This window comes from Bradyrhizobium sp. OK095 (assembly GCF_900109945.1).
Classification (GTDB): domain Bacteria; phylum Pseudomonadota; class Alphaproteobacteria; order Rhizobiales; family Xanthobacteraceae; genus Bradyrhizobium.
The window spans coordinates 170,720-192,033 of the sequence record NZ_FOBX01000001.1 but is presented as its reverse complement, the minus strand read 5'-3'; the positions used below and the strand labels follow the sequence as shown (position 1 = coordinate 192,033).

The window sequence follows — 21,314 nt, the reverse complement described above, 5'->3', positions numbered from 1 at the left end:
GATGACGGCAGCGTCCCTGACCGACGCCGATACCCAGACCGAGGTGCCGCTCAAGCGCCGATTGAGGCGTGCGGAGCGGGCACGCCAGGTCAAGGCATTGGCGCTGGTGCTGCCGCTTCTCGTCTTTCTGCTCTTCACCTTCGCAGGCCCGATCGCCGGCATGCTGTGGCGCGCGGTCGACGACCGGGAGGTGCGTCAGGCTCTGCCGCAAACGGTCGCGGCTCTCGCCAATTGGGACGGCAAGGACCTGCCGGACGAAAAGGCCTATGCGGCGCTGGCGAACGACATCCTGGCGGGGCGCGGCGCCGGCACCATCGCCATCGCGGCCAAGCGGCTCAATTACGCACTGAACGGCTTTCGCACGATCCTGACCAGCACGGCACGGAATCTGAAGGCGGTGCCGGAGCCCGGCATGGCGAGGGAGACGCTCGGCAAGATCAACGCGGCCTGGCGCGAGCGCACCACCTGGACGACGATCAAGGACGCCGGTGGCCCGATGACCGGCTTCTACCTTCTGGCGGCACTCGACCTGACGCGAAACGTGGACGGCGCGATCGCCGCGGCTTCGCCGGATCAGGCCATCTACCGCGACATTTTCACCCGCACCTTCCTCATCGGCCTCAGCGTCACGGCACTGTGCCTGTTGCTTGGCTTCCCGGTCGCTTACTTGCTGGCGACGCTGCCGCCGGGCCGCTCCAATCTGCTGATGATCTTCGTCCTGCTGCCGTTCTGGACGTCGCTTCTGGTCCGCACCTGCGCCTGGATCGTGCTGTTGCAGAGCAAAGGCGTCGTCAACGACAGCCTGCACTGGCTTGGCATCATCGACGAGCCGTTGCGCATGATCTACAACCGCTTCGGCGTCTGCGTGGCCATGACCCACGTGCTGCTGCCGTTCATGATCCTGCCGCTGTACAGCAGCATGAAGGCGATCTCGCCGGCCTACATGCGTGCCGCCGCCTCGCTCGGTGCGCCGCCCCTCACCGCATTCCTGCGCATCTATCTGCCCCAAACACTGCCCGGCATCGGCGCGGGAAGCCTGCTCGTCTTCATCCTGGCGCTCGGCTACTACATCACGCCGGCACTCGTCGGCGGCGCCGCCGACCAGATGATCAGCTACTTCATCGCGCTCTACACGACCGAGACGGCCAATTGGGGCCTTGCTTCGGCATTGGGTGCGGTGCTGCTGCTCGCCACACTCCTGCTCGCTCTCGTCTACGGGAGACTGGTACAGGGCCAGCAGGTCACGGGAGGCATGAAGAATTGAGCGACAATTCCTCCCTCCGCACGCCCAGCCAGTGCATCGCATGGACCGCGACCATATTCATCTCCACACTGGTGTTCATCTTCCTGATCGCGCCGATCCTTGCGATCATGCCGCTGTCCTTCAGCTCGGGCTCGTACCTCACCTATCCGCTGCCGGGCCTCTCCTTGCGCTGGTACGACGACTTCATCAATTCGCCGCGCTGGATGAATGCACTGAAGAACAGCATGATCATCGGCGTCGCCTCGACCGCGCTGTCCATGGTTCTCGGCACGCTGGCAGCACTCGGGCTCGCGCAATGGAAGAGCCCGTTCAAACCGCTGGTGCTGGCTTTCGTGCTGTCGCCGGTCGTCGTCCCCGGTGTCATCACCGCGGTCGGTCTGTATTTCTTCTTCGCGCCGATCGGGCTGACCGGTACTTATCTCGGCTTGATCCTGGCCCACACCGCGCTGGCGACGCCCTTTGTGGTGATCACGGTCGGCGCGACGCTGCAAAGCTTCGACACCAATCTGGCACGCGCGGCCGCCTCGCTCGGCGCCTCGCCGCTTCAAGCGTTCCGCCGCGTGATCCTGCCGCTGATCCTGCCCGGCATGGCGTCGGGCGCGCTGTTCGCCTTCGCGACCAGTTTTGATGAGGTGGTGATCGTGCTGTTCATGGCAGGGCCGGAACAACGCACCCTGCCGCGCGAAATGTTCAGCGGCATCCGCGAAAATATCAGCCCGACCATCACGGCAGCGGCGGTGATTCTGACGACGGTATCGATCATCCTCCTCGCCACCCTGGAAGGCCTGCGCCGACGCAACGAACGGCTCAAGGGCAGCAGCGCATGACCGGCGGGCGTTCTTCTTCCTTCTCCCCTTGTGGGAGAAGGTGGCGCGAAGCGCCGGATGAGGGGTATCTGTCCGCGCACTCAATTGAGAGTTGGGCTCGCGGATAGAGACCCCTCACCCGTCTCGCCGCTGCGCGGCGAGCCACCCTCTCCCGCAAGGGGAGAGGGTAAAAACACCGCACTCCCCTGCTTATTTCTCAGCCCTTCTCACGCGTCCCGGGCTTTGCCCCCGCGACCGTTTGTCGCTAGAACAGGCCCCGCAACAACGCCCCAATAACAACGCTGAGGGAGAAAACTACATGCAAAAACTATTCGCCGCAGTCGCGGCCAGCTTCGCACTCGTCGCCACGTCCGGCGCCGCGCAGGCGCAGATTTCTGACGACGTCGTCAAGATCGGCGTGCTCACGGACATGTCGAGCCTCTATGCGGACGCGACCGGCAAGGGCTCGCTCGCCGCCGTCGAGATGGCGGTTGCCGATTACGGCGCCAAGGTCGCCGGCAAGCCCGTGCAGGTGGTCGCTGCCGACCATCAGAACAAGCCTGATGTCGGCGTCAACATCGCCCGCAACTGGTACGACAACGACAAGGTCGATGCGATCTTCGACGTGCCGACGTCCTCGGTGGCGCTGCCGGTCTCGGCATTGACGCGCGAAAAGAACAAGATCCACATCAATTCCGGCGGCGGCTCCTCCGACATCACGGGCCCCGCTTGCTCGCCCAACACGGTGCACTGGACCTACGACACCTATGCGCTGTCGAACGTCGCAGGCCGAGCGATGGTGAAGCGCGGCGAGGACACCTGGTTCTTCGTCACCGCCGACTACGCCTTCGGCATGGCGCTGCAGCGCGACGCGGCCAACGTGGTCAAGGAGAGCGGCGGCAAGGTGCTCGGCGAGGTCCGCCATCCGCTCAACTCGTCGGACTTCTCCTCCTTCCTGCTCCAGGCCCAGGCCTCGAAGGCCAAGGTGGTCGCACTGGCCAACGCCGGTGGCGACACCACCAACGCGCTGAAGCAGGCGGCCGAGTTCGGGCTCACGGAAGGCGGCCAGAAGATGATCGCGCTGCTCATGGAGATCACCGACGTTCATTCGCTCGGCGCCAAGTCGACGCAGGGCCTGATCATCACTGACGCGTTCTATTGGGACATGAACGAGGAAACGCGCGCCTTCTCGAAACGCTTCAACGAGAAGGTCGGCCACATGCCGACCATGATCCAGGCAGGTCTCTATTCCGCGACCATGCACTATCTGAAGGCGATCGAAGAGATCAAGACCGACGAGGCGCCGAAGGTGATGGAGCAGATGCGCAAAACGCCGGTCAACGACTTCTTCGCCAAGAACGGCAAGATCCGCATCGACGGCCGCATGGTCCACGACATGTATCTGTTCGAGGTCAAGAAGCCCGAGGAATCCAAGGGCGAGTGGGACCTCTATAAGCTGATTGCCACCGTGCCCGGCGACGAAGCCTTCCGTCCGCTCGACAAGGGCGGTTGCCCGCTGGTGAAGTAAGATTCGTCTCCGTCTCCCACACGGCCATTCCCTCATCCTGAGGAGCTTGCGAAGCAAGCGTCTCGAAGGATGAAGGCCCGGCTGGTCGCCTCGCCCTTCGAGACGCGCGCCAAGTGCGCGCTCCTCAGGGTGAGGGGCAACATCGCGCAATGACGAGAGACACGCCAGCGCGCCCGGTGAAAACCGGGCGCGCTTCGTTTATCGGCTGAGCCGCATTACTCCGAGTACTTGAACTCGGGCATGTTCTTCAGCTCGTCCTTGCTCGCATTGAACACGGCGTGGTCCGGATACCACTTCGACGTGGACGACGTGGTCGTAGCCGTCGTTGTCGTGGTCTTCTCGGTTCCGGTCGCCGCGCCCGTGGTGGTCGTCGTGGCCGGCCTGGTCGCGGTGGTGGAGGCGACCGCCTGGTTCACGAATTTGAGCTTCTCATAGGGCACGGCGACCAGATGCTCACCCATGCCGAGGAAGCCGCCGACACCGATCACAGCGATCTTCACAGTGCCACTCTTGTCCATCAAGAGATCGCTGATCGAGCCGATGTTCTCGTTGGCGTCGTTGTAGACCTTGATTCCGTCCATCTTGGACGTCCGCCACTCACCCGACGCGGTCGTGGTGGTGGTTGTCGCGGTGGCCGCGGGCGCGGCCTTATCGGTGGTGACGGTCGGCGATTGCGCGAACGCAACGGTGGCAAGCAGTGCGGTGCCGGCCAGGCCGGCGGCGATCGATTTCATCAACATTGTTGTCCTCTCCTTCAGCAGAAAGCTTGTGCTGAGAGAACAGCGCTGATCACGCCCAGTTCCTAAGATGCGGCAATTTCGTCGCGCGACAATGGCGCTGCATTGCGACGGGAGTTCCCGCGCGCGGGAACGTTCCAGATGCACATTCCCCGCCGACGCTGTGCGCCCTGGGTGAAGCACGAGCGTGGCGGGGAACGCGCCGACCTGCGTCGCCAGGTCAACTCTAGAAGTCAGCTCTCAAAGTCAGATCTTGAAGTCAGCTCTGGTAGTCGATCAGAAGTGCGGAGAAATCCGAGCTGCTCGATGCGCTCGTCGAGTTGCCATTGGCCCCGTAGGACGAGCTCGACGATTGCGACTGCTGCAATGCCTGGAGGAACTGCTCGAGGAGCTTGGCCGTGCTGCTATCGGTCGAGCTGCTGCTTGTCGAATCCGTGGTCGATGTCGACGACGAGTCCGAAGCGGAGCTGCCATCCGACGGCGGTGGACCGGGCGGGGGGCCGCCTGCACCGCCTGGGCCGCCGGGCCCCTTGGCGAAGGCCGACTGAAACACGCCCTTCAGCTCGGTGGCCTGGTCCGACGTCAGCGTCCCGTTCGAGACCTCGCCGGCGATGAGGTCGTCGATCTTCGACTTCAGGCCGTCCTTGGACGGCTTGGTGCCGCTCGACTGATCGCTGGAGCGGCTCTGCTGGAGCGCCGTATCGATGTCTTGCAGGGCGGTCGTGAGGGCGGACTGGTCCGACGACGAAACCGTGCCGTCGGACACTTCCGATTGCAATTCCTGCTGCAGCTTTTGCAGCGGAGACTGGTAATTACCGGCGGAGGCCGCCGAAATCGAGGTCATGATGGCACCGTGGTTTTTGCGGGGTTTCGTACGCGACTGCGCCACGATATGGTTAACGGCCTTAACGAGACCTTGCCGTTCCCCTGCCCGGTGGTTACGGGGTGTTGCGCAGAGACACTCAGAAACAATCTGAAACAAAAATCTTCGCCTTTTGGCCCGAATCTTGGACAAACAAAGCGCATGGCCATCACCAATCCCAACATCCTGGTCGTCGAGGACGACCGCGAAACGCGGACGTTGATTGCGAAGTACCTGCGCAACAACGCCTGCAATGTCACCGCCGTGAGCGATGGCCGCGAAATGTCGCGCGCCATGTCCGATCATCGCGTGGACCTCATCATTCTCGACGTCATGCTGCCCGGCGAGGACGGTCTCAGCCTGTGCCGCAAGGTGCGCGCGGAGGCGCAGACGCCGATCATCATGCTGACCGCGCGTGGCGAGGACGTCGACCGCATCGTCGGCCTCGAGATGGGCGCGGACGACTATTTGCCAAAGCCCTTCAACCCGCGCGAGCTGCTCGCGCGTATCAACGCGGTGCTGCGCCGCCAGGCCGCCGCACAGGCGGCAAGCTCGATCGAAGGCGCAAGCACGCTCGCCTTCGAAGGCTGGCGCATTGATCTGCGCCTGCGCGAGCTGCGCAATCCGGAAGGCGCGCGCGTCGCTGTGACCAGCGCCGAGTTCGATCTGCTCAGGACGTTCTGTGAACGGCCCGGCCGCGTGCTGTCGCGCGACAGCCTGCTCGACCTCACGCAAGGCCGCAACACCGGCTCGTTCGAGCGCTCGATCGACGTGCTGGTCAGCCGCATCCGCCGCAAGATCGAACCCAACCCGGCCGACCCCACCATCATCAAGACGGTGCGCTCCGGCGGTTACCTGTTTACGCCCAGGACGGAAGCAGTCACTGCGCCCCTGAGCAGCTGACGGACCGCCTACGATGAGACCGTTCGGGTTCTTCCATCTCAAGGGTATCGGCGGGCAGATCACCGCGCTGGTGCTGGCTTCCACCGTCACGCTCCATCTCGTCGTCACCACCGTCTTCCTGATCAACCGGCCGGATCGACCTGACGCGCCGCCGGACGGGGCGCATCAATTGACCGATGCCGCGCTGCTGCTCGGCTCGGCCGATGCCGGCGAGCGGCCGCGCCTCATCGCCGATCTCAGCCGTGCCTTCCCCAAGCTCGGCCTCGAGACGATCGCGCCCGGCACGGCGACGACCGTCGATGACAGCGAAGGCATGCACGTGCACGGAATGCTCCGCCACCTCGGCCACGCCTACAAGGTGGTGCAGCTCGCCCCCGATGGCGGCCCGCGGCGCATCGGCGTGCAATTGCCAGACGGCGCCATCATCGCCGGCCATATCGACGGCGGTCCGCGTCCCTGGTTCTGGGGCGCGCCGTGGCTGGTGACGCTGATGACCGCCTTCATCTCCATCAGCGTGCTCGGCCTGTGGGCGGCGCGCGCGCTGGCGGCGCCGCTGTCGTCCTTCGCCAAGGCGGCCGAGAATTTCAGTCTGGACGGCACCGCCAAGCCGCTGCCCGAGCGTGGCCCGGAGGAGATCCGCTCGGTGGCGCGCGCGCTCAACCGCATGCACGAGCGGATCGCGCGGCTGATGTCGGATCGCACGCGGATGCTGGCTGCGATCAGCCACGATCTGCGCACGCCGATCACGCGGTTGCGCCTGCGCGCCGAGTTCATCGAGGACGAAGGCAACCGCAAGCGCATGCTGATCGATCTCGACCAGATGCGCTCGATGCTGGAAAGCGTGCTGTCGCTGTTGCGCAACGACCGCAAGGTCGAGGCGGTGACGCTGGTCGACATCGCCAGCACGCTGCAGCTGATCGCCGACCAGTTCGGCGACATGGGCCACGTCGTGCATTACGAAGGCCCGCTATCTGCAACCGCTGTCGCGCGTCCCGACGATCTGCATCGCGGCGTCACCAACCTCGTCGAGAACGCGGTGCGCTTCGGCGCCGAGGTCACGGTCCGCCTCGACATATCAGGCACGAAACTCGTCATCGACGTCGAGGACGACGGTCCCGGCATTTCGGACGCGCGCAAGCAGGAGATGCTGGAGCCGTTCGTGCGCGGCGACGACGCCCGCACCATGGACGATTCCACCGGCTTCGGCCTCGGCCTGTCGATCGCGCGCGCGATCGCGATCGCCCATGGTGGCGAGCTGTCGTTGCACGACCGCGAGCCGCACGGGCTGATCGTGCGGATGCAACTGCCGATTTGGCAACAGCCGCGGCTGGCGGCGTAACTTCAGGCCGCGAGCGGCGGGTGCGCTATGGGCATCTCGTCGAAGATTGCCACCGCCTCGAAACGATAGTTGCAGGCTTGGCAATTCCAGAGATAGGAGACGCGCCCCTCGCCCGGCTCGATCCAGTCGGGCTGCGCGATCGGCGCGCCACATTGGGCGCACGGATTCTGCCTTGGAATTTCTTTTGGGATATCGCCGGCCTGGGCTTCGACCATGGTTGTTTTTGTCATGGCACCTCTCCCGATTCGCCGCGCCTACCTACTCGCTTTCGCATCCTTGCGCGAATAGACAGGCGTGCTGTCGCGAGTTGTCCGCCTGAGGGAACTCCAGCTCCAGCTTTGAGTCGTCATCACGGCTCTGCGCCGCGAAATCGTTAACGGCGGCGTTTGGTCACATCATCGCCGCGTTCGGGATGCCTAAGGGCGGCCGGCGCAGGTCACTCAGGAATGTCTGGGATATCTGATGAAAATTTTACACATTGCTGCGCTTGTCGCGGCCGGACTGATGGCGCCGCAGACAGCCTTTGCGGGCGAAGCCGAATATTCCGAGATGGTCGCGGCCCATGCGCGCGCCAACGGCGTGCCGGAGGCACTGGTGCATCGCGTCATCATGCGCGAGAGCCGCTACCAGCCTGGCCTGGTCGGCCATGGCGGTACCATCGGGCTGATGCAGATCAAGCTCGCGACCGCCCGCGGGCTCGGCTACACCGGCGATGCCGCCGGGCTCCGTGACCCCAACACCAACCTCACCTACGCGGTCAAATACCTCGCCGGCGCCTATCACGCCGCCAATGGCGACCACACGCGAGCCGTGCGTTATTTCGCCGGCGGCTATTACTACGTCGCAAAGCAGCAGCGGCAGCAGTTGGTGCGAGAGGCCAGCACTGAGACCTGGCTGGAGCCGAACGGCAACCCGCAGCCGGTGTTCGGCAACGTCCCGCACAGGAAGCTGGCCCAGCGCGTCCGCAATGCGCGGGCGCAGGTTCCCGGGAACATGCGTTGACACCAGCCCCCACTGTCCTACATTAGAGCCGTTCCGAGGGGTGCTCCGAGGAGGAGCTGAGATACCGCTAAATGGGCAAAGCTTGCAAATCAGCAAGCCTTCCCAGGACCGCGGTGACCCTTTGAACCTGATCCGGGTCATGCCGGCGAAGGGACAGGGATGTTGCAGACGACTAGACGACCGGATTCTCCGGTATCCATCATCGGCGCAGGCGTTGCAGGCGCCTGGCAGGCGCTGTTGTTCGCGCAGGCCGGCCATTCCGTGACGCTCCACGAGCGCGGTGACGCCGCCATGACCGACGCCACCAGCCATTGGGCCGGTGGCATGCTGGCCCCTTACTGCGAGGCGGAGGTCGCCGAACCCATCATCTCCAGGCTCGGCCAGCGCTCCCTCGACATCTGGCGCCGCGAGCTGCCGGACACGCCCTTCAACGGCTCGCTGGTCGTCGCCCATCCGCGCGAGCGCAACGACTTTGAGCGCTTTGCCCGGATGACCGAAGGCCACCGCCGGCTCGATGCCGGAGGCCTCGCCGAGCTCGAGCCGTCGCTGGAGGGCCGTTTTCGCGATGCGTTGTTCTTTCCGACCGAGGGCCATGTCGAGCCGCGCCGCGTGCTGCCGAAACTGCACGAGCGCATCGTTGCTGCCGGCGGCACCATCAAGTTCTCAAGTGACGTTTCCGCCAAAGACCTCGACGGCATCGTGATCGACTGCCGCGGCCTTGGCGCGCGCGACGAGCAGAAGGAGTTGCGCGGCGTCAAGGGCGAGATGATTTTGATCGAGACCAGCGAGGTGCAGCTGGCCCGCCCGGTGCGCTTGATCCATCCGCGCTGGCCGCTCTACGTGATCCCGCGCGAGGACAATCTGTTCATGCTGGGCGCGACCTCGATCGAGGCCGAGGACACCGGCGTCAGCGTCCGCTCCGCGCTGGAGCTGTTGGGCGCGGCCTATGCCGTGCACCCGGCCTTCGGCGAGGCCCGCATCATCGAATTCGGCTCGGGCCTTCGTCCCGCTTTCCCCGACAATCTCCCGCGCATCGGCATTCGCGGCGGCCAGATCAGCGTCAACGGGCTCTACCGCCACGGCTTCCTGATCGCGCCCGCGCTCGCCGAGCTGACGCTGGCCTATGTCGAGCGCGGCCAGATCGACAATGAGGTGATGCAATGCGGGTGATGGTGAACGGCGAGCAGCGCGAGGTGAACTCGGCCAGCGTCGACGCGCTGCTCTCCGAGCTCGACTACGAGGGCACCCATTTCGCGATCGCGCTGAACTACGATGTCGTGCCGAAAAGCCGCTGGGCCGAGACCAGCCTGAAGGCCGGCGACGAGATCGAGATCATCACGCCGCGGCAGGGAGGGTGAGGACATGGTGACCTTCTACGGCAAAACCTTCGCCTCCCGCCTGCTCATCGGCAGCGCGCTCTATCCCTCGCCTGCGATCATGCAGTCCGCGATCCGTGCCTCCGGCTCGAACATCGTCACGGTGTCGCTGCGGCGCGAATCCGCCGGCGGCAAGTCGGGCGATGCGTTCTGGAAGCTGATCCGCGAGCTCGACGTGACAGTGCTGCCGAACACCGCCGGCTGCCGCAGCGTCCGCGAGGCGGTGACCACCGCAAAGCTTGCGCGCGAATTGTTCGGCACGTCCTGGATCAAGCTCGAAGTCATCGCCGACAACGACACGCTGCAGCCCGACGTCATCGGCCTGGTCGAAGCAGCAAGCCTCCTGATCAAGGACGGCTTTGAAGTGTTCCCCTATTGCACGGAAGACCTCTCGGTCGCCAACCGCCTGGTCGATGCCGGCTGCAAGGTGGTGATGCCGTGGGCAGCGCCGATCGGCTCGGCCCGTGGCATCACCAACCGCGACGCGCTCAAACTGATGCGCGAGCGCCTGCCCGACATCACGCTGGTGGTCGATGCCGGCATCGGTGCGCCCTCGCATGCGGCCGAGGCGCTCGAGCTCGGCTATGACGCCGTGCTGCTCAACACGGCCATCGCAAAAGCCGCCGATCCCGTTGCGATGGCCAACGCCTTCCGTCTCGGCTGTGATGCCGGACGTACCGCCTACGAAGCCGGGCTGATGAACGCCCGCGACTTCGCCTCCCCCTCCACCCCTGTCGTTGGGACCCCGTTCTGGCATGCCGTATCCTGATCCGTTCTATCCCGTCGTCGACAGCCTGGCCTGGGTCGAGCGCCTGACCAGGCTCGGCGTCGGCACGATTCAATTGCGCGCGAAAGACCTCGACGACTCGCAGGCCCTGCAGATCGTCACCGATGCGCTGGCGATCACAAACGGCACGCAAGCCAAGCTGGTCGTGAACGACTATTGGCGCGCGGCCGTCGTCGCGGGCGCAAAATATCTGCATCTCGGCCAGGAGGATCTTGCCGACGCGGACCTCAACGCGATCCGCGAGGCCGGCCTGTCGCTCGGCGTTTCCACCCATGACGAGGCGGAGCTCGAAACCGCACTCGCCGCGAAACCCGATTACGTCGCGCTGGGCCCGATCTTCTTCACCACGCTGAAATCGATGCGCTTCGAGCCGCAGGGCATTCCAAAAATCACGGAATGGAAGAAGCGCATCGGCGACATCCCGCTGGTCGCGATCGGCGGCATCAAGTTCGAGCACGCCGCGGAGATCTTTGCGGCAGGCGCGGATTCGATTGCTGTCGTCAGCGACGTCACCCAGAACGCCGACCCGGAAGCGCGGGTGCGGCAGTGGCTCGGCCAGTCGGCGGAGGCCGCGTGATGCGCGTTCTCTCCACCCGTCATTGCGAGGAGCACTTGCGACGAAGCAATCCAGACTGTCTCCGCAGAGAGATTCTGGATTGCTTCGCTGCGCTCGCAATGACGGAGCAAGACCTCACCAGCGTCGCTCTGACGCACACACACACAAATTAAACCGGAGGATCCCATGAACATCCGCTCCAACCCCGAAAAAACCGTCCCCGCCGTCACCACCGGCCCGCTGCCGTCGTCGCGAAAAATCTTCGCCTCGCCTGACGCCGCGCCCGACATCCGTGTGCCCTTGCGCGAGATCATTCTCTCCGAAGGCGCCGGCGAGCCGAACCTGCCGGTCTACGACACCTCCGGCCCCTATACCGATCCGTCCGTGACCATCGACGTCAACGCCGGCCTCGCGCGCGGTCGCAAATCATGGGTGCTCGAGCGCGGCGGCGTCGAGCAATATGACGGACGCCAGATCAAGCCGGAGGACAATGGCAGCGTCTCCGCGGACAAGGCCGCGCGCTCCTTCGCCGCCTATCACCAGCCACTGCGCGGCCTCGACGGCCACATGATCACGCAGCTCGAATTCGCCCGCGCCGGCATCGTCACCAAGGAGATGATCTACGTCGCCGCCCGCGAAAATCTCGGCCGCAAAGAGCAGCTCGCGCGCGCGGAAGCAGCGCTCGCCGACGGCGAAAGCTTTGGCGCCGAGGTCCCCGCCTTCATCACGCCGGAGTTCGTCCGCAGCGAGATCGCCCGCGGCCGCGCCATCATCCCCTGCAACATCAACCACAGCGAACTCGAGCCGATGATCATCGGCCGCAACTTCCTGACCAAGATCAACGCCAATATCGGCAACTCGGCCGTGACCTCGTCGGTCGAGGAAGAGGTCGAGAAGATGGTGTGGGCGATCCGCTGGGGCGCCGACACCGTGATGGACCTCTCCACCGGCCGCAACATCCACACCACCCGCGAATGGATTCTGCGCAATGCGCCGGTGCCGATCGGCACCGTTCCCATCTATCAGGCGCTGGAGAAGTGCGACGGCGATCCGGTCAAGCTGACCTGGGAGCTCTACAAGGACACCCTGATCGAGCAGTGCGAGCAGGGCGTCGACTATTTCACCATCCACGCCGGCGTGCGCCTGCCCTACATCCACCTCACCGCCAACCGCGTCACCGGCATCGTCAGCCGCGGCGGCTCGATCATGGCGAAGTGGTGCCTGGCGCATCACAAGGAGAGCTTCCTCTATACGCATTTCGACGAGATCTGCGACCTCATGCGCAAATATGACGTCTCGTTCTCGCTCGGCGACGGCCTGCGCCCGGGCTCGATCGCCGACGCCAACGACCGCGCGCAGTTCGCGGAGCTGGAGACGCTCGGCGAGCTGACGAAAATCGCGTGGGCCAAGGGCTGCCAGGTCATGATCGAAGGCCCCGGCCACGTGCCGATGCACAAGATCAAGATCAACATGGACAAGCAGCTCAAGGAGTGCGGCGAAGCGCCGTTCTACACCCTCGGGCCCCTGACCACCGACATCGCGCCGGGCTATGACCACATCACGTCCGGCATCGGTGCGGCCATGATCGGCTGGTTCGGCTGCGCCATGCTCTGCTACGTCACGCCGAAGGAGCATCTCGGCCTCCCCGACCGTAACGACGTCAAGGTCGGCGTCATCACCTACAAGATCGCCGCGCACGCGTCCGATCTCGCCAAGGGTCACCCGGCAGCACAGCTCCGCGACGACGCGCTCTCCCGCGCCCGTTTCGACTTCCGTTGGACCGACCAGTTCAACCTCGGCCTCGACCCCGAGACCGCCAAGAACTTCCACGACGAGACCCTGCCGAAGGAAGCCCACAAGGTCGCGCACTTCTGTTCGATGTGCGGCCCGAAATTCTGCTCGATGAAGATCACGCAGGACGTGCGGGATTATGCCGCGACGCTGAACGACCCGAACTCGATCGGCATGTCGATGAGCGGGACCGCCGAGGACGGCATGAAGCAGATGAGCGCGAAGTTCAAGGAGATGGGCGAGAGCTTGTATCTGGATGCGGATAAGGTGAAGGAGAGTAATAGGGTGCTGTGACATCCAGCCGACTGGATCGACAATGATATTCATCTCGTACGCAAAGGAAGACCATGCCTTCGCGTGCGAGCTGTATCTTGGGCTTTTCAGCGTTGGCCTCGATCCATGGATGGACAAACCGCCCCCTCCGCATCAAATAAACGGACTTCAAGTCGGACAACGATGGGAGGCAGTCCTGAATGCAAAGATCAGGGCTGCGGACCACGTATTGCTCTTGCTGTCCCCCCGCTCGGTTCGAAAGAGGGGATATGTCCAAACTGAATTCAGAATGGCGCTGCGCCTCATGAATGAAATGCCAGACGATCAAGTTTTTGTTTTGCCCGTTGTCTCGGAAAAATGTGACGTCCCTTCACTGAGGGTAGGACAAATTGATCTACTTGACCTTCAGTGGGAAGAAGTAAGGCAAGCTGACATCCCAACCTTTGTCAGTCGACTTGCGCTCGCCGCTCAAGGAGTCCGGCCATGATCGGGCAACCACTCTCGGAATTGAAGCGGACTAACGCGCTGCTGTGGGCCGTAGACGTTGGACGCATGCACTCACGCAACAACATCATTGTCTCTGACGATAAAGCATTCCTAAGCTCGTCGGGGGGGGCCTGGAACATCTCGGACGCTAAAGATGGGGTCTACTGTATAGATCTCCGATCAGGCACAATTGATTGGTTTACTCCGACTCAATCAGACGCGAATGAAATATCACTTATCAATAAAATTCTTCTCGTCGGGACCGACAACGGGACTGCTTTTGTAATAGATGCAGATGGAGGGCGCGTTCTAAATCAATTCCAGACGGAAACACCTTTCTATGGTCGCGCAGTTGAGCTGGAAACGCCGAATGGACCGAGTTTAATCCTCGTCTCGTACGGGGGGGAGGTTATTCAATACGAGCCGGGCTCGAACGTATTCAAGTCGATCGGCAAGACGCCCTATGGAATCAGAGCAAATCCCGCAAAGATCGAGCACAATTCTTTTCTCGTAGGATCGGAAATTGGGCTCGTATCGCGAATAGAGGTTTGCAATGATCAGATTCTAGTCACCTCACTCTTCAAAATTGAGCCTCACAAAGCATCTGGTGAGTTTGACTTTACTCTGCAGATTCGCGGCATCTCGAGCATCGTCGTGGTTGGCGATCGCGCAGTCATTTCCTACTCGCGAGACACGTTTGATCGGCGACCTCCAATGGCTTGCTTCTCGCTCAAAACGCAGAAGAAACTGTGGGATGCGGGGCGCATTCAGACGGCGCTGAAAAATGACTCGGTCGAGTTCGGCAATTCAAGAGTCACGCCATCAATATACAACGGCCAAGTCATTTCCACGTTTTCGTATAATGATGCGGTCCATGCTTTCTCGATTGAGAGCGGAAAGTGGATTTGGCGCCAACGACTGGACGATAGTTACTTTCAGAATTGGTCATCGCCTGTTGAATATAGAGGGCTTCTGTACGTTGCTCGAATAAATGGTGTCTTGTCCGTTCTGGATATCAAAACGAGGAAGATAGTCGCCTCGTATTCCGTGGAAGTGTTCAATTTCTCATCTGACAGTACAGTAAGTGATTACGGAGAGGACCCTTGGCCAACCAATGCCGCTGAGTTCAAATCTGGCCCCGATCCTAGTCAAACAATCGTTGCCGGCATTTGCTCAACGCCCACAATTTGGAACGACAAGATCTTGGTTGGAACGGTCTCTGGCAAGTTGTGCTGCTTTAGACCCATTCGTAAGCGCCAGGGATTTATTGGTCGTCTTGGAGCGAGCTAGCGCGCGAAATAGACAAGCTTGCGGATGTTTCATTGCCCGACAGCACTCCCCACCGCCTCCCCGACCAACTCCGTCCCAACCTCCGCCTCGTCTTCGTCGGCACCGCGGCCAGCACGCGCTCGGCTGAACTCGGGCACTACTACGCCCATCCCGGCAACCGCTTCTGGCGCGCGATCCATGAGGCCGGCATCACGCCCCGGCGCTATCAGCCGAGCGAATTCGGAGCGCTGCTCGCGCTCGGGATCGGCTTCACCGATCTCTCCAAATCGGGCGCCGGGATGGATCACCAGATCGCGGCTGAAACGATCGACGTGCCGGGGTTCAAGGCGAAGATCGAGAAGTATCGGCCGAGGACGATTGCGTTCACGAGCAAGAAGGCGGCGAGCTTGTTTTATGGCAGGCCGTCGAGCGAGATTACACTGGGGCGGCAGCCGCGCGATGGAAGTTTGCCGGAGATATTCGTGCTGCCATCACCATCAGGCGCTGCGTCCGGGCATTGGACACTGGAGCCGTGGCGGGAGCTTGCGGCGTGGATCGGTTCGCGGGGTGAGGTAACGTAGCCCGGATGAGCGCAAGCGATATCCGGGATTGGCGGTTGACCCGCATGTCGCGGCGCTCATGCGGGCTACGACACCACACCCACCGACCTCATCCTGAGGAGACCGCGAAGCGGTCGTCTCGAAGGATGGCGGCTGGCGAGATGCGGGCCTTCATGGTTCGAGACGGCGCTGCGCGCCTCCTCACCATGAGGGTCTGGCTTCATTGCCGCGGATGCCAAAGCGGTGGGTTACGCTGCGCTAAAACCCACCCTACGGCCGCGTGCCCCCTCACTGAAACCGGTACGTCACCCCGAACGTCGCTAGATGCGCGCGCATCGCCACGTCGTATGTGTTGACGGACGGATTGTGGTCGGCATCGCCGCTCGATCTTGCGACGGTGAAGCCGGCCTTGCCGTAATCGGCGTAGCGATATTCGGCGCGCGCCAGCCAGTTGCCCCACAACACGGTTTCGAGGCCGCCACCGAGCGTCCATCCCGTCTTCGTTGTGGACTGGCTGATGATCCCCGGCGACAGCGCGAAGAAGCCGGTGCAGGGGCCGCTGGTGCAGGTCGAGGTCAACTCAAAGTTCTGCCAGGCGACGCCGCCGGTGGCGTAGAGCATGGTCTGTGGATTGACGAGATAGCCACCGCGCAGTCGCAAGGAGGCATCCCAGCGGCTGCGGATCGACAGGCTCTCGCCGGGCGACTGGGAGTCGGCGAGGAAGATGCTGGTGAAACCTTCGCGCGTGGTGGTGCGGTCGGCAAAGCCGAAATCACCTTCGACACCTGCGGTCCATTGCGAGGCGAGCTGCCAGAGATAGCCGGCATAGGGGCTGGCGCGGAACGCGGTGTTGTCCATCGGGCGATTGTTGGCGCGGCCGTCGAGATCGCGCGGGGAGCCGCCGACCGATTCCGACGTCGTCGTGAGATCGGTACGCGTGGCGCGCGCCCCGAGGCCCATGCCGACATAAGCGCCGGTCCAGGACGCCGGCATTGCGGCCTGCGCTTGCAGCGGATGCGAGCGGCCGCCGATGACGGGCTCGCCAAACTTGTAAGCGAGGCCGACATTCGCCGTATGTGTTGCGAGTTTCGTATCGAAATTGTCGACCGTGAGCGCGGGCCCCGCGCCGGTCTGCGTGCGCGCGATGGCGAACGGCGTGGTGCCGAAATCCGCGTAGCGATATTCGGCACGCAACAGCCAGTTGCCCCACAGCACGGTCTCGAGGCCGCCACCGAGCGTCCAGCCGGTCTTGGTGGCCGAGTTCGACACCGTGGTGGGCGTCGCATTGTTGCAGGTGGCGCCGACGCAGACCGAGGTCACGTCAAAATGCTGCCAGGCGAGGCCGCCGGTGGCATAGACTAATGTCGTCGGCGTCAGCAGATAGCCGGCGCGACCGCGCAGGCTCGCATCCCAACCGGCTTTCACCGACAGGCTGTCGACCGCGAAGGTGGACGAGCCCGCCCGCGGCGAAGCGCGAAACCCTGGCAGGGCCGTGGTCTGGTCACCGAAGCCGACATCGCCTTCGATGCCGACGACCCAGCTGGGAGCGACCTGCCAGTTGAAGCCGGCATAGGGATTGACGCGGAAACCCGTGCCGTCGAACGGCTGGGTCAGCACAGCCCCGTTCAGGTCACGCGGAACGCCGTCTTGCAACACGGACGTGGTGGTGAGATCAGCTTGCGTCGATCGAAAGCCGAGGCCGAGGCCGGCGTAGAAACCGGTCCATGACGGAGCCACCAGCAGCGGCGCCTTGTTGAACGGGGCAAGGTCCGCGGCCTGCGCGGGTGCTGCGAGCGCGAACCCGGCGAGAAGTGCTGCGCCACCAAGCAATCCCGGCATGTTCGGGCGGATCAATGAACGTCGCATGGCGGCCCTTCACGCAGGAATTTCTTGGCGAATCCATACGTCGATCGGGTGATCTCGCGCGTCCTCCGATCGAATGACAGCGCGCATTGGCGTCCCGACTGTTGCAAGCGTGTCACGCCGGCGATACGACTTGAGATGGAAGAGCCTGATATCAACCGGGCCGCATCATCCAGGGAAGGCACCGCCATGAGCGAGGATCTGACCGGTGTCTGGGACGGCAGCTACATTCAACCGGGCACCGGAATGGTCACGTTCACCGCGACCCTGGTCGAGTCCCATGGCGCGCTCAGCGGCGACGTCACCGAGCCATGCTCGAACCCGCACTGCCCGCTGCGCACCCACAACGCCGCGATCACGGGCAATCGCTCCGGCAGTGCGGTCTCTTTCGTCAAACGTTACGAGCCGCCCGGCTACGGCTTCGACACGGTGCATTACGAAGGCACTGTCAATGCCGAGGCGACCGAGATCGACGGGCGCTGGCGGCTGCCGGGTTTCTCCGGCGCGTTCCTGATGATCCGCGCCGGCAAGGTTGCGAAAGCTGTCACGACTGAGCAACGAGCCAAGGTGCCATCGCGCTGAAGGAGGCCATCATGCTGACGCTCTATTCCTATCCGGAATTGTTCGGCGTCGCCGACAACAACGGTTACGGCCTCAAGGTTTTCGCCTTCCTGAAACTCGCGGGCGTGCCATTCGTGCATGAGCATGTCTTCGATGCCTCCGCCGCGCCACGCGGGCAGCTGCCCTATATCGTCGACGACGGCGAGACCGTCGGCGACAGCGAGACGATCATCGCGCATGCCATCGCGAAATATCACCTCGCCATCGACGCCGCGCTGTCAGCCGAACAGCGCCGGACCAATCATCTGGTCACCCGCATGCTCGACGACCTCTACTGGGTAATGTCGTATTCGCGCTGGAAGGACGAGCGCTTCTATCCGGCGTTCCGCGACGGCTTCATCGCGCAGCATCCGCAGATCAATGCCGAAGGATTTGAGAAGGCGAAAGCGTATAACGCACTGCGCTATCAATACCAGGGCATCGGCCGCTACACGCCCGAGCAGGCCTACGCGCGAGGCCTCGCTGATTTGCAGGCGCTGGCGGAGATCGTCCCCGCCGCTGGCTTCGTGCACGGCGCGGCACCTGGTAGCATCGATGCCGGCATCTACGGTTTTGTCGCCAACATCCATTACTTCCCGATCCCGACACCGCTGAAGGCGTTCGTCGATGCGCACACAAATCTCGTCGCGCATTGCGAGAGGGTACATGCGATGGTGAGTGGATCGTTACAGGGCCGTAGCCCGGATGAGCGATAGCGACATCCGGGGCCGAGAGTTGACACGCATGTCGCTGCCGCTCATGCGGGCTACAAGTGAAGTGAGACCTTCCTACCGCATCGTGATCGCAAGCCCGCTGAGATCCGCGTTCGCCATCAAGCCTACCTGCGTGCCGCTGAGCTCCAGTACCGCGCCCTTCTGGTTGGTGAGCACGATGGCGCGGGCACCGCGGCCAACCGCAATGCCGGCACCGGCGGCACCGTAGACGCCGGCGACATCGGAAGGCCGGTTGATGTTGGAGACGCGACCGCGCAGCACGGTCTTGGAACCGCCGAAGACGAGGCCGTAATCGAGCCCGCCGGTCGACAGCGAATAGGAGCGGCCACGGAAGTTCAGCATGCCCGAGCCGCCGGAACCGCCGATGATCCAGCCCGCCTTGTAGATCGTCAGCACCACGGTGCCGCCGTCAGCCATCGCCGAGGTCGAGAGGCCGGCAAGCGCGGCAAGGCCGACCAGCGCGGCGCGAAGGGTGGATGCGATCTTCATGAACAATCTCCGGGGGCTATTTTTTGGGAAGGGAAGCGAATCAGACGGGCTGAATCTATCCGATGGATCGGGGCGGCAACATGATGGCAGCGCAATGAACTTCAGTCGTGCTCTTCGCCACGCACTCAGCTGTCATCGCCCGGTTAAACCGGGCGATCCAGTATTCCAGAGACGCTTGTGATTGACCCGAAAGGGCGCGGCGTACTGGATGCCCCGGTCAAGCCGTGGCATGACAGCGGAGCTTGGGGCCACTCCCCGGCACCCATCGCCACCCTGCCATACTGCTCCTGTTTTGCCCGACGGCGCAATCGATTATTTCGATCTTCCCGAATTTCGAAAACACCAATGATTTCCATCCGGTTTCTACTGTGCATGGGGTTGTTTCGCATTTTTGTTTTTGCCGCTACCCTCACGCCTCTCAGCCCTTCCGAGGTGTTCCCATGCCGATCCAGCATTTCGCGCCCCCGCCGCATGTGAAGGCGCCGCCGCTGTCATTTGCGACGCGCGTCGGTGACCTCCTGTTCGTCTCCGGCATTCCCGGCTTCGACGCCAAGGGCGCGCTGCCCGACGGTTTTGAGGCGCAGTTCGCCAATGTCGTCGTCAACATCAAGCGCGTGCTGGACGAGGCCGACGCAACCGTCCGCGACCTCGTCAAGGTCAACGTGCTCCTGACCCGGGCCGCCGACGTTGCCGCGATGAACGCGCTCTACGCCGGCGCCTTCGGCCCGCCGCCCTATCCGGCACGGACGACTTGTGTGGTGCAGGCGCTGCCCGATCCGAAGATGCTGATCGAGATCGAGGCGGTGGCGTCGCTGGCCAAAGCATAGCCCGCAAGGGGGACCCCACCTGACATATCCGTGATCGACCGCCGCCCGGCTTGCCAGAAGCGCCGTTTTGCCGCACCAGTTTCCTTCACGTTCCCATCAGGAGATATTTCATGCGTCGCGTTCTCGCCCTCTGTGCCTTTGCCGGCATCGCCACCACCGTGTTTGCCGCGCCCGCGTCCGCAGCCGGCTATTACGTGATCCGCTGGGAAAACACCGGCATCTGCCAGGTCTGGAACGAAGACCTTCGCTACAAGCCGTTCCAGTGGGGCGTCTCGACCTACAAGGTCGTCAGCAAGCCGCTCCCGACCTTCACCGCCGCCTCCGACCTCCAGATCAAGCTGCGCGCGGAGCGCAAGTGCACGCTCTAGGCGTCGCGCGACGAAACGGATTTCGAGGGCGGGTCGCGCAAGCGATCCGCCCTTTTTCTTTGCAGGCATCGCCTCGGTTTCAGCCGCAAACCCGCGTGCACGCCTTGAACCTGACCCGCATGCGGAACTACTCACATTTTGACCGGGGCGCAGCAGGTCAAGAATTCGATCGGCGGACGACAAGGGCCGGGCAAGGATGCGATGCTAGCGTCCTTGCCCGCTCTCATTCTTGCCTCGCGACTTTGGAGCAGATCGATGCGTGCAACGACGACAGCAACAATTCTCGCCGCATCGCTACTGCTCGCCGCAACCGCGCAGGCGCAGGCACCGCAATCTTTCCGCGTGATCTCGCCGATCTTCGGCCAGCTCGTCTCCTTCGCGATGCCGTCGAATTTTTCTGCGGTGCTCGAGAACACCAAGGACGGCCACTACATCCGCGAAGCCGTGCTCAAGGACGAGACGCCCGAGCTCTGGACGCAGATGATCACGGTCACCGGCGAGAAGGGCATGACGCTGACGCCGGGCGCCTCGCCCGAGATGTTCGCAGGCACCATCGCCGGCGGCTTCAGATCGGCCTGCCCCGACAGCTTTGCGGCGCGGCCCTTCGGCGCCCTGAAGTTCGGCCGCTTCGAGGGTTTTGGCGCCGTGATCGGCTGCGGCCGCGTCGACAGCGGCGCGACCCGCCACAGCGAGACCGCGCTGCTGATCACGCTGAAGGGCGCGAGCGATTACTACACCATCCAATGGGCCGAACGCGGCCCCGAAAGCGACGAGCCGCCGGTCAACGACGAACGCTGGCAGAAGCGACTGCTCGAACTGAGCCCGATCGAGCTCTGCCCGATCGTAGCAGGCGAAGCCGCCCCCTATCCGAGCTGCGTGAACAAGAGCTGAGGC

24 protein-coding genes and 1 riboswitch are annotated in these 21,314 nt (G+C 63.4%); of the genes, 19 read left to right on the top strand and 5 right to left on the bottom strand.

What is annotated here, in order from left to right; all coding sequences use genetic code 11:
• Position 1 precedes the first annotated feature (1 nt).
• From BMW89_RS00925 to BMW89_RS00915, 3 genes are all read left to right on the top strand, one after another.
• Positions 2 to 1,264: an ABC transporter permease gene (locus BMW89_RS00925; protein WP_092021748.1), complete on the top strand. Its 1,263-nt coding sequence runs from the start codon at positions 2 to 4 to the stop codon at positions 1,262 to 1,264.
• On the top strand, positions 1,261 to 2,091 hold the full coding sequence (locus BMW89_RS00920) for an ABC transporter permease (protein WP_177195757.1): 831 nt from the start codon (positions 1,261 to 1,263) through the stop codon (positions 2,089 to 2,091). The genes BMW89_RS00925 and BMW89_RS00920 overlap by 4 nt, the downstream gene beginning before the upstream one ends.
• 298 nt (positions 2,092 to 2,389) lie before the next feature.
• Positions 2,390 to 3,598, top strand: a complete 1,209-nt coding sequence (locus BMW89_RS00915; protein ID WP_092021746.1) for an ABC transporter substrate-binding protein — start codon at positions 2,390 to 2,392, stop codon at positions 3,596 to 3,598.
• Positions 3,599 to 3,813: 215 nt separating this feature from the next.
• On the opposite strand, the gene BMW89_RS00910 is transcribed toward BMW89_RS00915, so the two are convergent.
• Positions 3,814 to 4,338, bottom strand: a complete 525-nt coding sequence (locus BMW89_RS00910; protein ID WP_092021740.1) for a PRC-barrel domain-containing protein — start codon at positions 4,336 to 4,338, stop codon at positions 3,814 to 3,816.
• A 256-nt stretch (positions 4,339 to 4,594) separates the two neighbouring features.
• Positions 4,595 to 5,179, bottom strand: coding sequence for a hypothetical protein (locus BMW89_RS00905; RefSeq protein WP_177195756.1), 585 nt, complete (start codon positions 5,177 to 5,179; stop codon positions 4,595 to 4,597).
• 180 nt (positions 5,180 to 5,359) lie between these two features.
• On the opposite strand from BMW89_RS00905, the gene BMW89_RS00900 reads away from it, so the two are divergent.
• Both BMW89_RS00900 and BMW89_RS00895 read left to right on the top strand, forming a co-directional pair.
• Positions 5,360 to 6,100, top strand: a complete 741-nt coding sequence (locus BMW89_RS00900; RefSeq protein ID WP_092021738.1) for a response regulator — start codon at positions 5,360 to 5,362, stop codon at positions 6,098 to 6,100.
• A gap of 13 nt (positions 6,101 to 6,113) precedes the next feature.
• Positions 6,114 to 7,439, top strand: a complete 1,326-nt coding sequence (locus BMW89_RS00895; RefSeq protein WP_092021736.1) for an ATP-binding protein — start codon at positions 6,114 to 6,116, stop codon at positions 7,437 to 7,439.
• Between the two features lie 2 nt (positions 7,440 to 7,441).
• Here the strand turns inward: BMW89_RS00895 and BMW89_RS00890 are convergent, their stop codons facing one another.
• Positions 7,442 to 7,669, bottom strand: coding sequence for a hypothetical protein (locus BMW89_RS00890; RefSeq protein WP_092021734.1), 228 nt, complete (start codon positions 7,667 to 7,669; stop codon positions 7,442 to 7,444).
• Between the two features lie 232 nt (positions 7,670 to 7,901).
• Here BMW89_RS00890 and BMW89_RS00885 point away from each other — a divergent pair, with 232 nt between their 5' ends.
• From BMW89_RS00885 to BMW89_RS00840, 9 genes are all read left to right on the top strand, one after another.
• Complete coding sequence (locus BMW89_RS00885) at positions 7,902 to 8,441, top strand: lytic transglycosylase domain-containing protein (protein WP_092021732.1); 540 nt, start codon at positions 7,902 to 7,904, stop codon at positions 8,439 to 8,441.
• A gap of 26 nt (positions 8,442 to 8,467) precedes the next feature.
• Positions 8,468 to 8,613: riboswitch (TPP riboswitch) on the top strand.
• Positions 8,601 to 9,611, top strand: coding sequence for an FAD-dependent oxidoreductase (locus BMW89_RS00880; RefSeq protein WP_092021730.1), 1,011 nt, complete (start codon positions 8,601 to 8,603; stop codon positions 9,609 to 9,611). (Overlaps the previous riboswitch by 13 nt.)
• Positions 9,602 to 9,799: a sulfur carrier protein ThiS gene (gene thiS / locus BMW89_RS00875; protein ID WP_092021728.1), complete on the top strand. Its 198-nt coding sequence runs from the start codon at positions 9,602 to 9,604 to the stop codon at positions 9,797 to 9,799. The genes BMW89_RS00880 and thiS overlap by 10 nt, the downstream gene beginning before the upstream one ends.
• A 4-nt stretch (positions 9,800 to 9,803) precedes the next feature.
• Entirely contained in the window at positions 9,804 to 10,586 is a 783-nt protein-coding gene (locus BMW89_RS00870) for a thiazole synthase (protein WP_092021726.1), read from the top strand.
• Positions 10,573 to 11,181, top strand: coding sequence for a thiamine phosphate synthase (locus BMW89_RS00865; protein WP_092021724.1), 609 nt, complete (start codon positions 10,573 to 10,575; stop codon positions 11,179 to 11,181). Before BMW89_RS00870 ends, BMW89_RS00865 begins: the two co-directional genes overlap by 14 nt.
• A gap of 165 nt (positions 11,182 to 11,346) precedes the next feature.
• Positions 11,347 to 13,245 (top strand): phosphomethylpyrimidine synthase ThiC, encoded by a 1,899-nt coding sequence (gene thiC, locus BMW89_RS00855; RefSeq protein WP_092021720.1) that lies wholly within the window; start codon positions 11,347 to 11,349, stop codon positions 13,243 to 13,245.
• 22 nt (positions 13,246 to 13,267) lie between these two features.
• Complete coding sequence (locus tag BMW89_RS00850; protein ID WP_092021718.1) at positions 13,268 to 13,711, top strand: toll/interleukin-1 receptor domain-containing protein; 444 nt, start codon at positions 13,268 to 13,270, stop codon at positions 13,709 to 13,711.
• Positions 13,708 to 15,000, top strand: a complete 1,293-nt coding sequence (locus tag BMW89_RS00845) for an outer membrane protein assembly factor BamB family protein (RefSeq protein WP_092021716.1) — start codon at positions 13,708 to 13,710, stop codon at positions 14,998 to 15,000. Before BMW89_RS00850 ends, BMW89_RS00845 begins: the two co-directional genes overlap by 4 nt.
• 32 nt (positions 15,001 to 15,032) lie before the next feature.
• Positions 15,033 to 15,560 (top strand): mismatch-specific DNA-glycosylase, encoded by a 528-nt coding sequence (locus tag BMW89_RS00840; RefSeq protein WP_177195755.1) that lies wholly within the window; start codon positions 15,033 to 15,035, stop codon positions 15,558 to 15,560.
• Between the two features lie 267 nt (positions 15,561 to 15,827).
• On the opposite strand, the gene BMW89_RS00835 is transcribed toward BMW89_RS00840, so the two are convergent.
• On the bottom strand, positions 15,828 to 17,405 hold the full coding sequence (locus tag BMW89_RS00835) for an outer membrane protein (protein WP_244547476.1): 1,578 nt from the start codon (positions 17,403 to 17,405) through the stop codon (positions 15,828 to 15,830).
• A 186-nt stretch (positions 17,406 to 17,591) separates the two neighbouring features.
• On the opposite strand from BMW89_RS00835, the gene BMW89_RS00830 reads away from it, so the two are divergent.
• Positions 17,592 to 17,984, top strand: a complete 393-nt coding sequence (locus tag BMW89_RS00830) for a hypothetical protein (protein ID WP_092021712.1) — start codon at positions 17,592 to 17,594, stop codon at positions 17,982 to 17,984.
• 11 nt (positions 17,985 to 17,995) lie between these two features.
• Positions 17,996 to 18,718, top strand: coding sequence for a glutathione S-transferase family protein (locus tag BMW89_RS00825; RefSeq protein WP_092021710.1), 723 nt, complete (start codon positions 17,996 to 17,998; stop codon positions 18,716 to 18,718).
• 72 nt (positions 18,719 to 18,790) lie between these two features.
• Here BMW89_RS00825 and BMW89_RS00820 read toward each other — a convergent pair whose 3' ends face one another.
• Positions 18,791 to 19,225, bottom strand: a complete 435-nt coding sequence (locus BMW89_RS00820; protein ID WP_092021708.1) for a hypothetical protein — start codon at positions 19,223 to 19,225, stop codon at positions 18,791 to 18,793.
• A 440-nt stretch (positions 19,226 to 19,665) separates the two neighbouring features.
• Between BMW89_RS00820 and BMW89_RS00815 the strand changes: the two genes are divergently transcribed.
• The 3 genes from BMW89_RS00815 (at position 19,666) to BMW89_RS00805 (ending at position 21,311) form a co-directional block, all read left to right on the top strand.
• Positions 19,666 to 20,052, top strand: coding sequence for a RidA family protein (locus tag BMW89_RS00815; protein WP_092021706.1), 387 nt, complete (start codon positions 19,666 to 19,668; stop codon positions 20,050 to 20,052).
• A gap of 110 nt (positions 20,053 to 20,162) precedes the next feature.
• Positions 20,163 to 20,420 carry a hypothetical protein gene (locus BMW89_RS37675; protein WP_177195754.1) on the top strand — a complete coding sequence of 86 codons (258 nt, stop codon included), beginning with the start codon at positions 20,163 to 20,165 and terminating at the stop codon, positions 20,418 to 20,420.
• Between the two features lie 255 nt (positions 20,421 to 20,675).
• Entirely contained in the window at positions 20,676 to 21,311 is a 636-nt protein-coding gene (locus BMW89_RS00805; RefSeq protein ID WP_092021693.1) for a hypothetical protein, read from the top strand.
• The last annotated feature ends 3 nt before the right edge of the window (positions 21,312 to 21,314 follow it).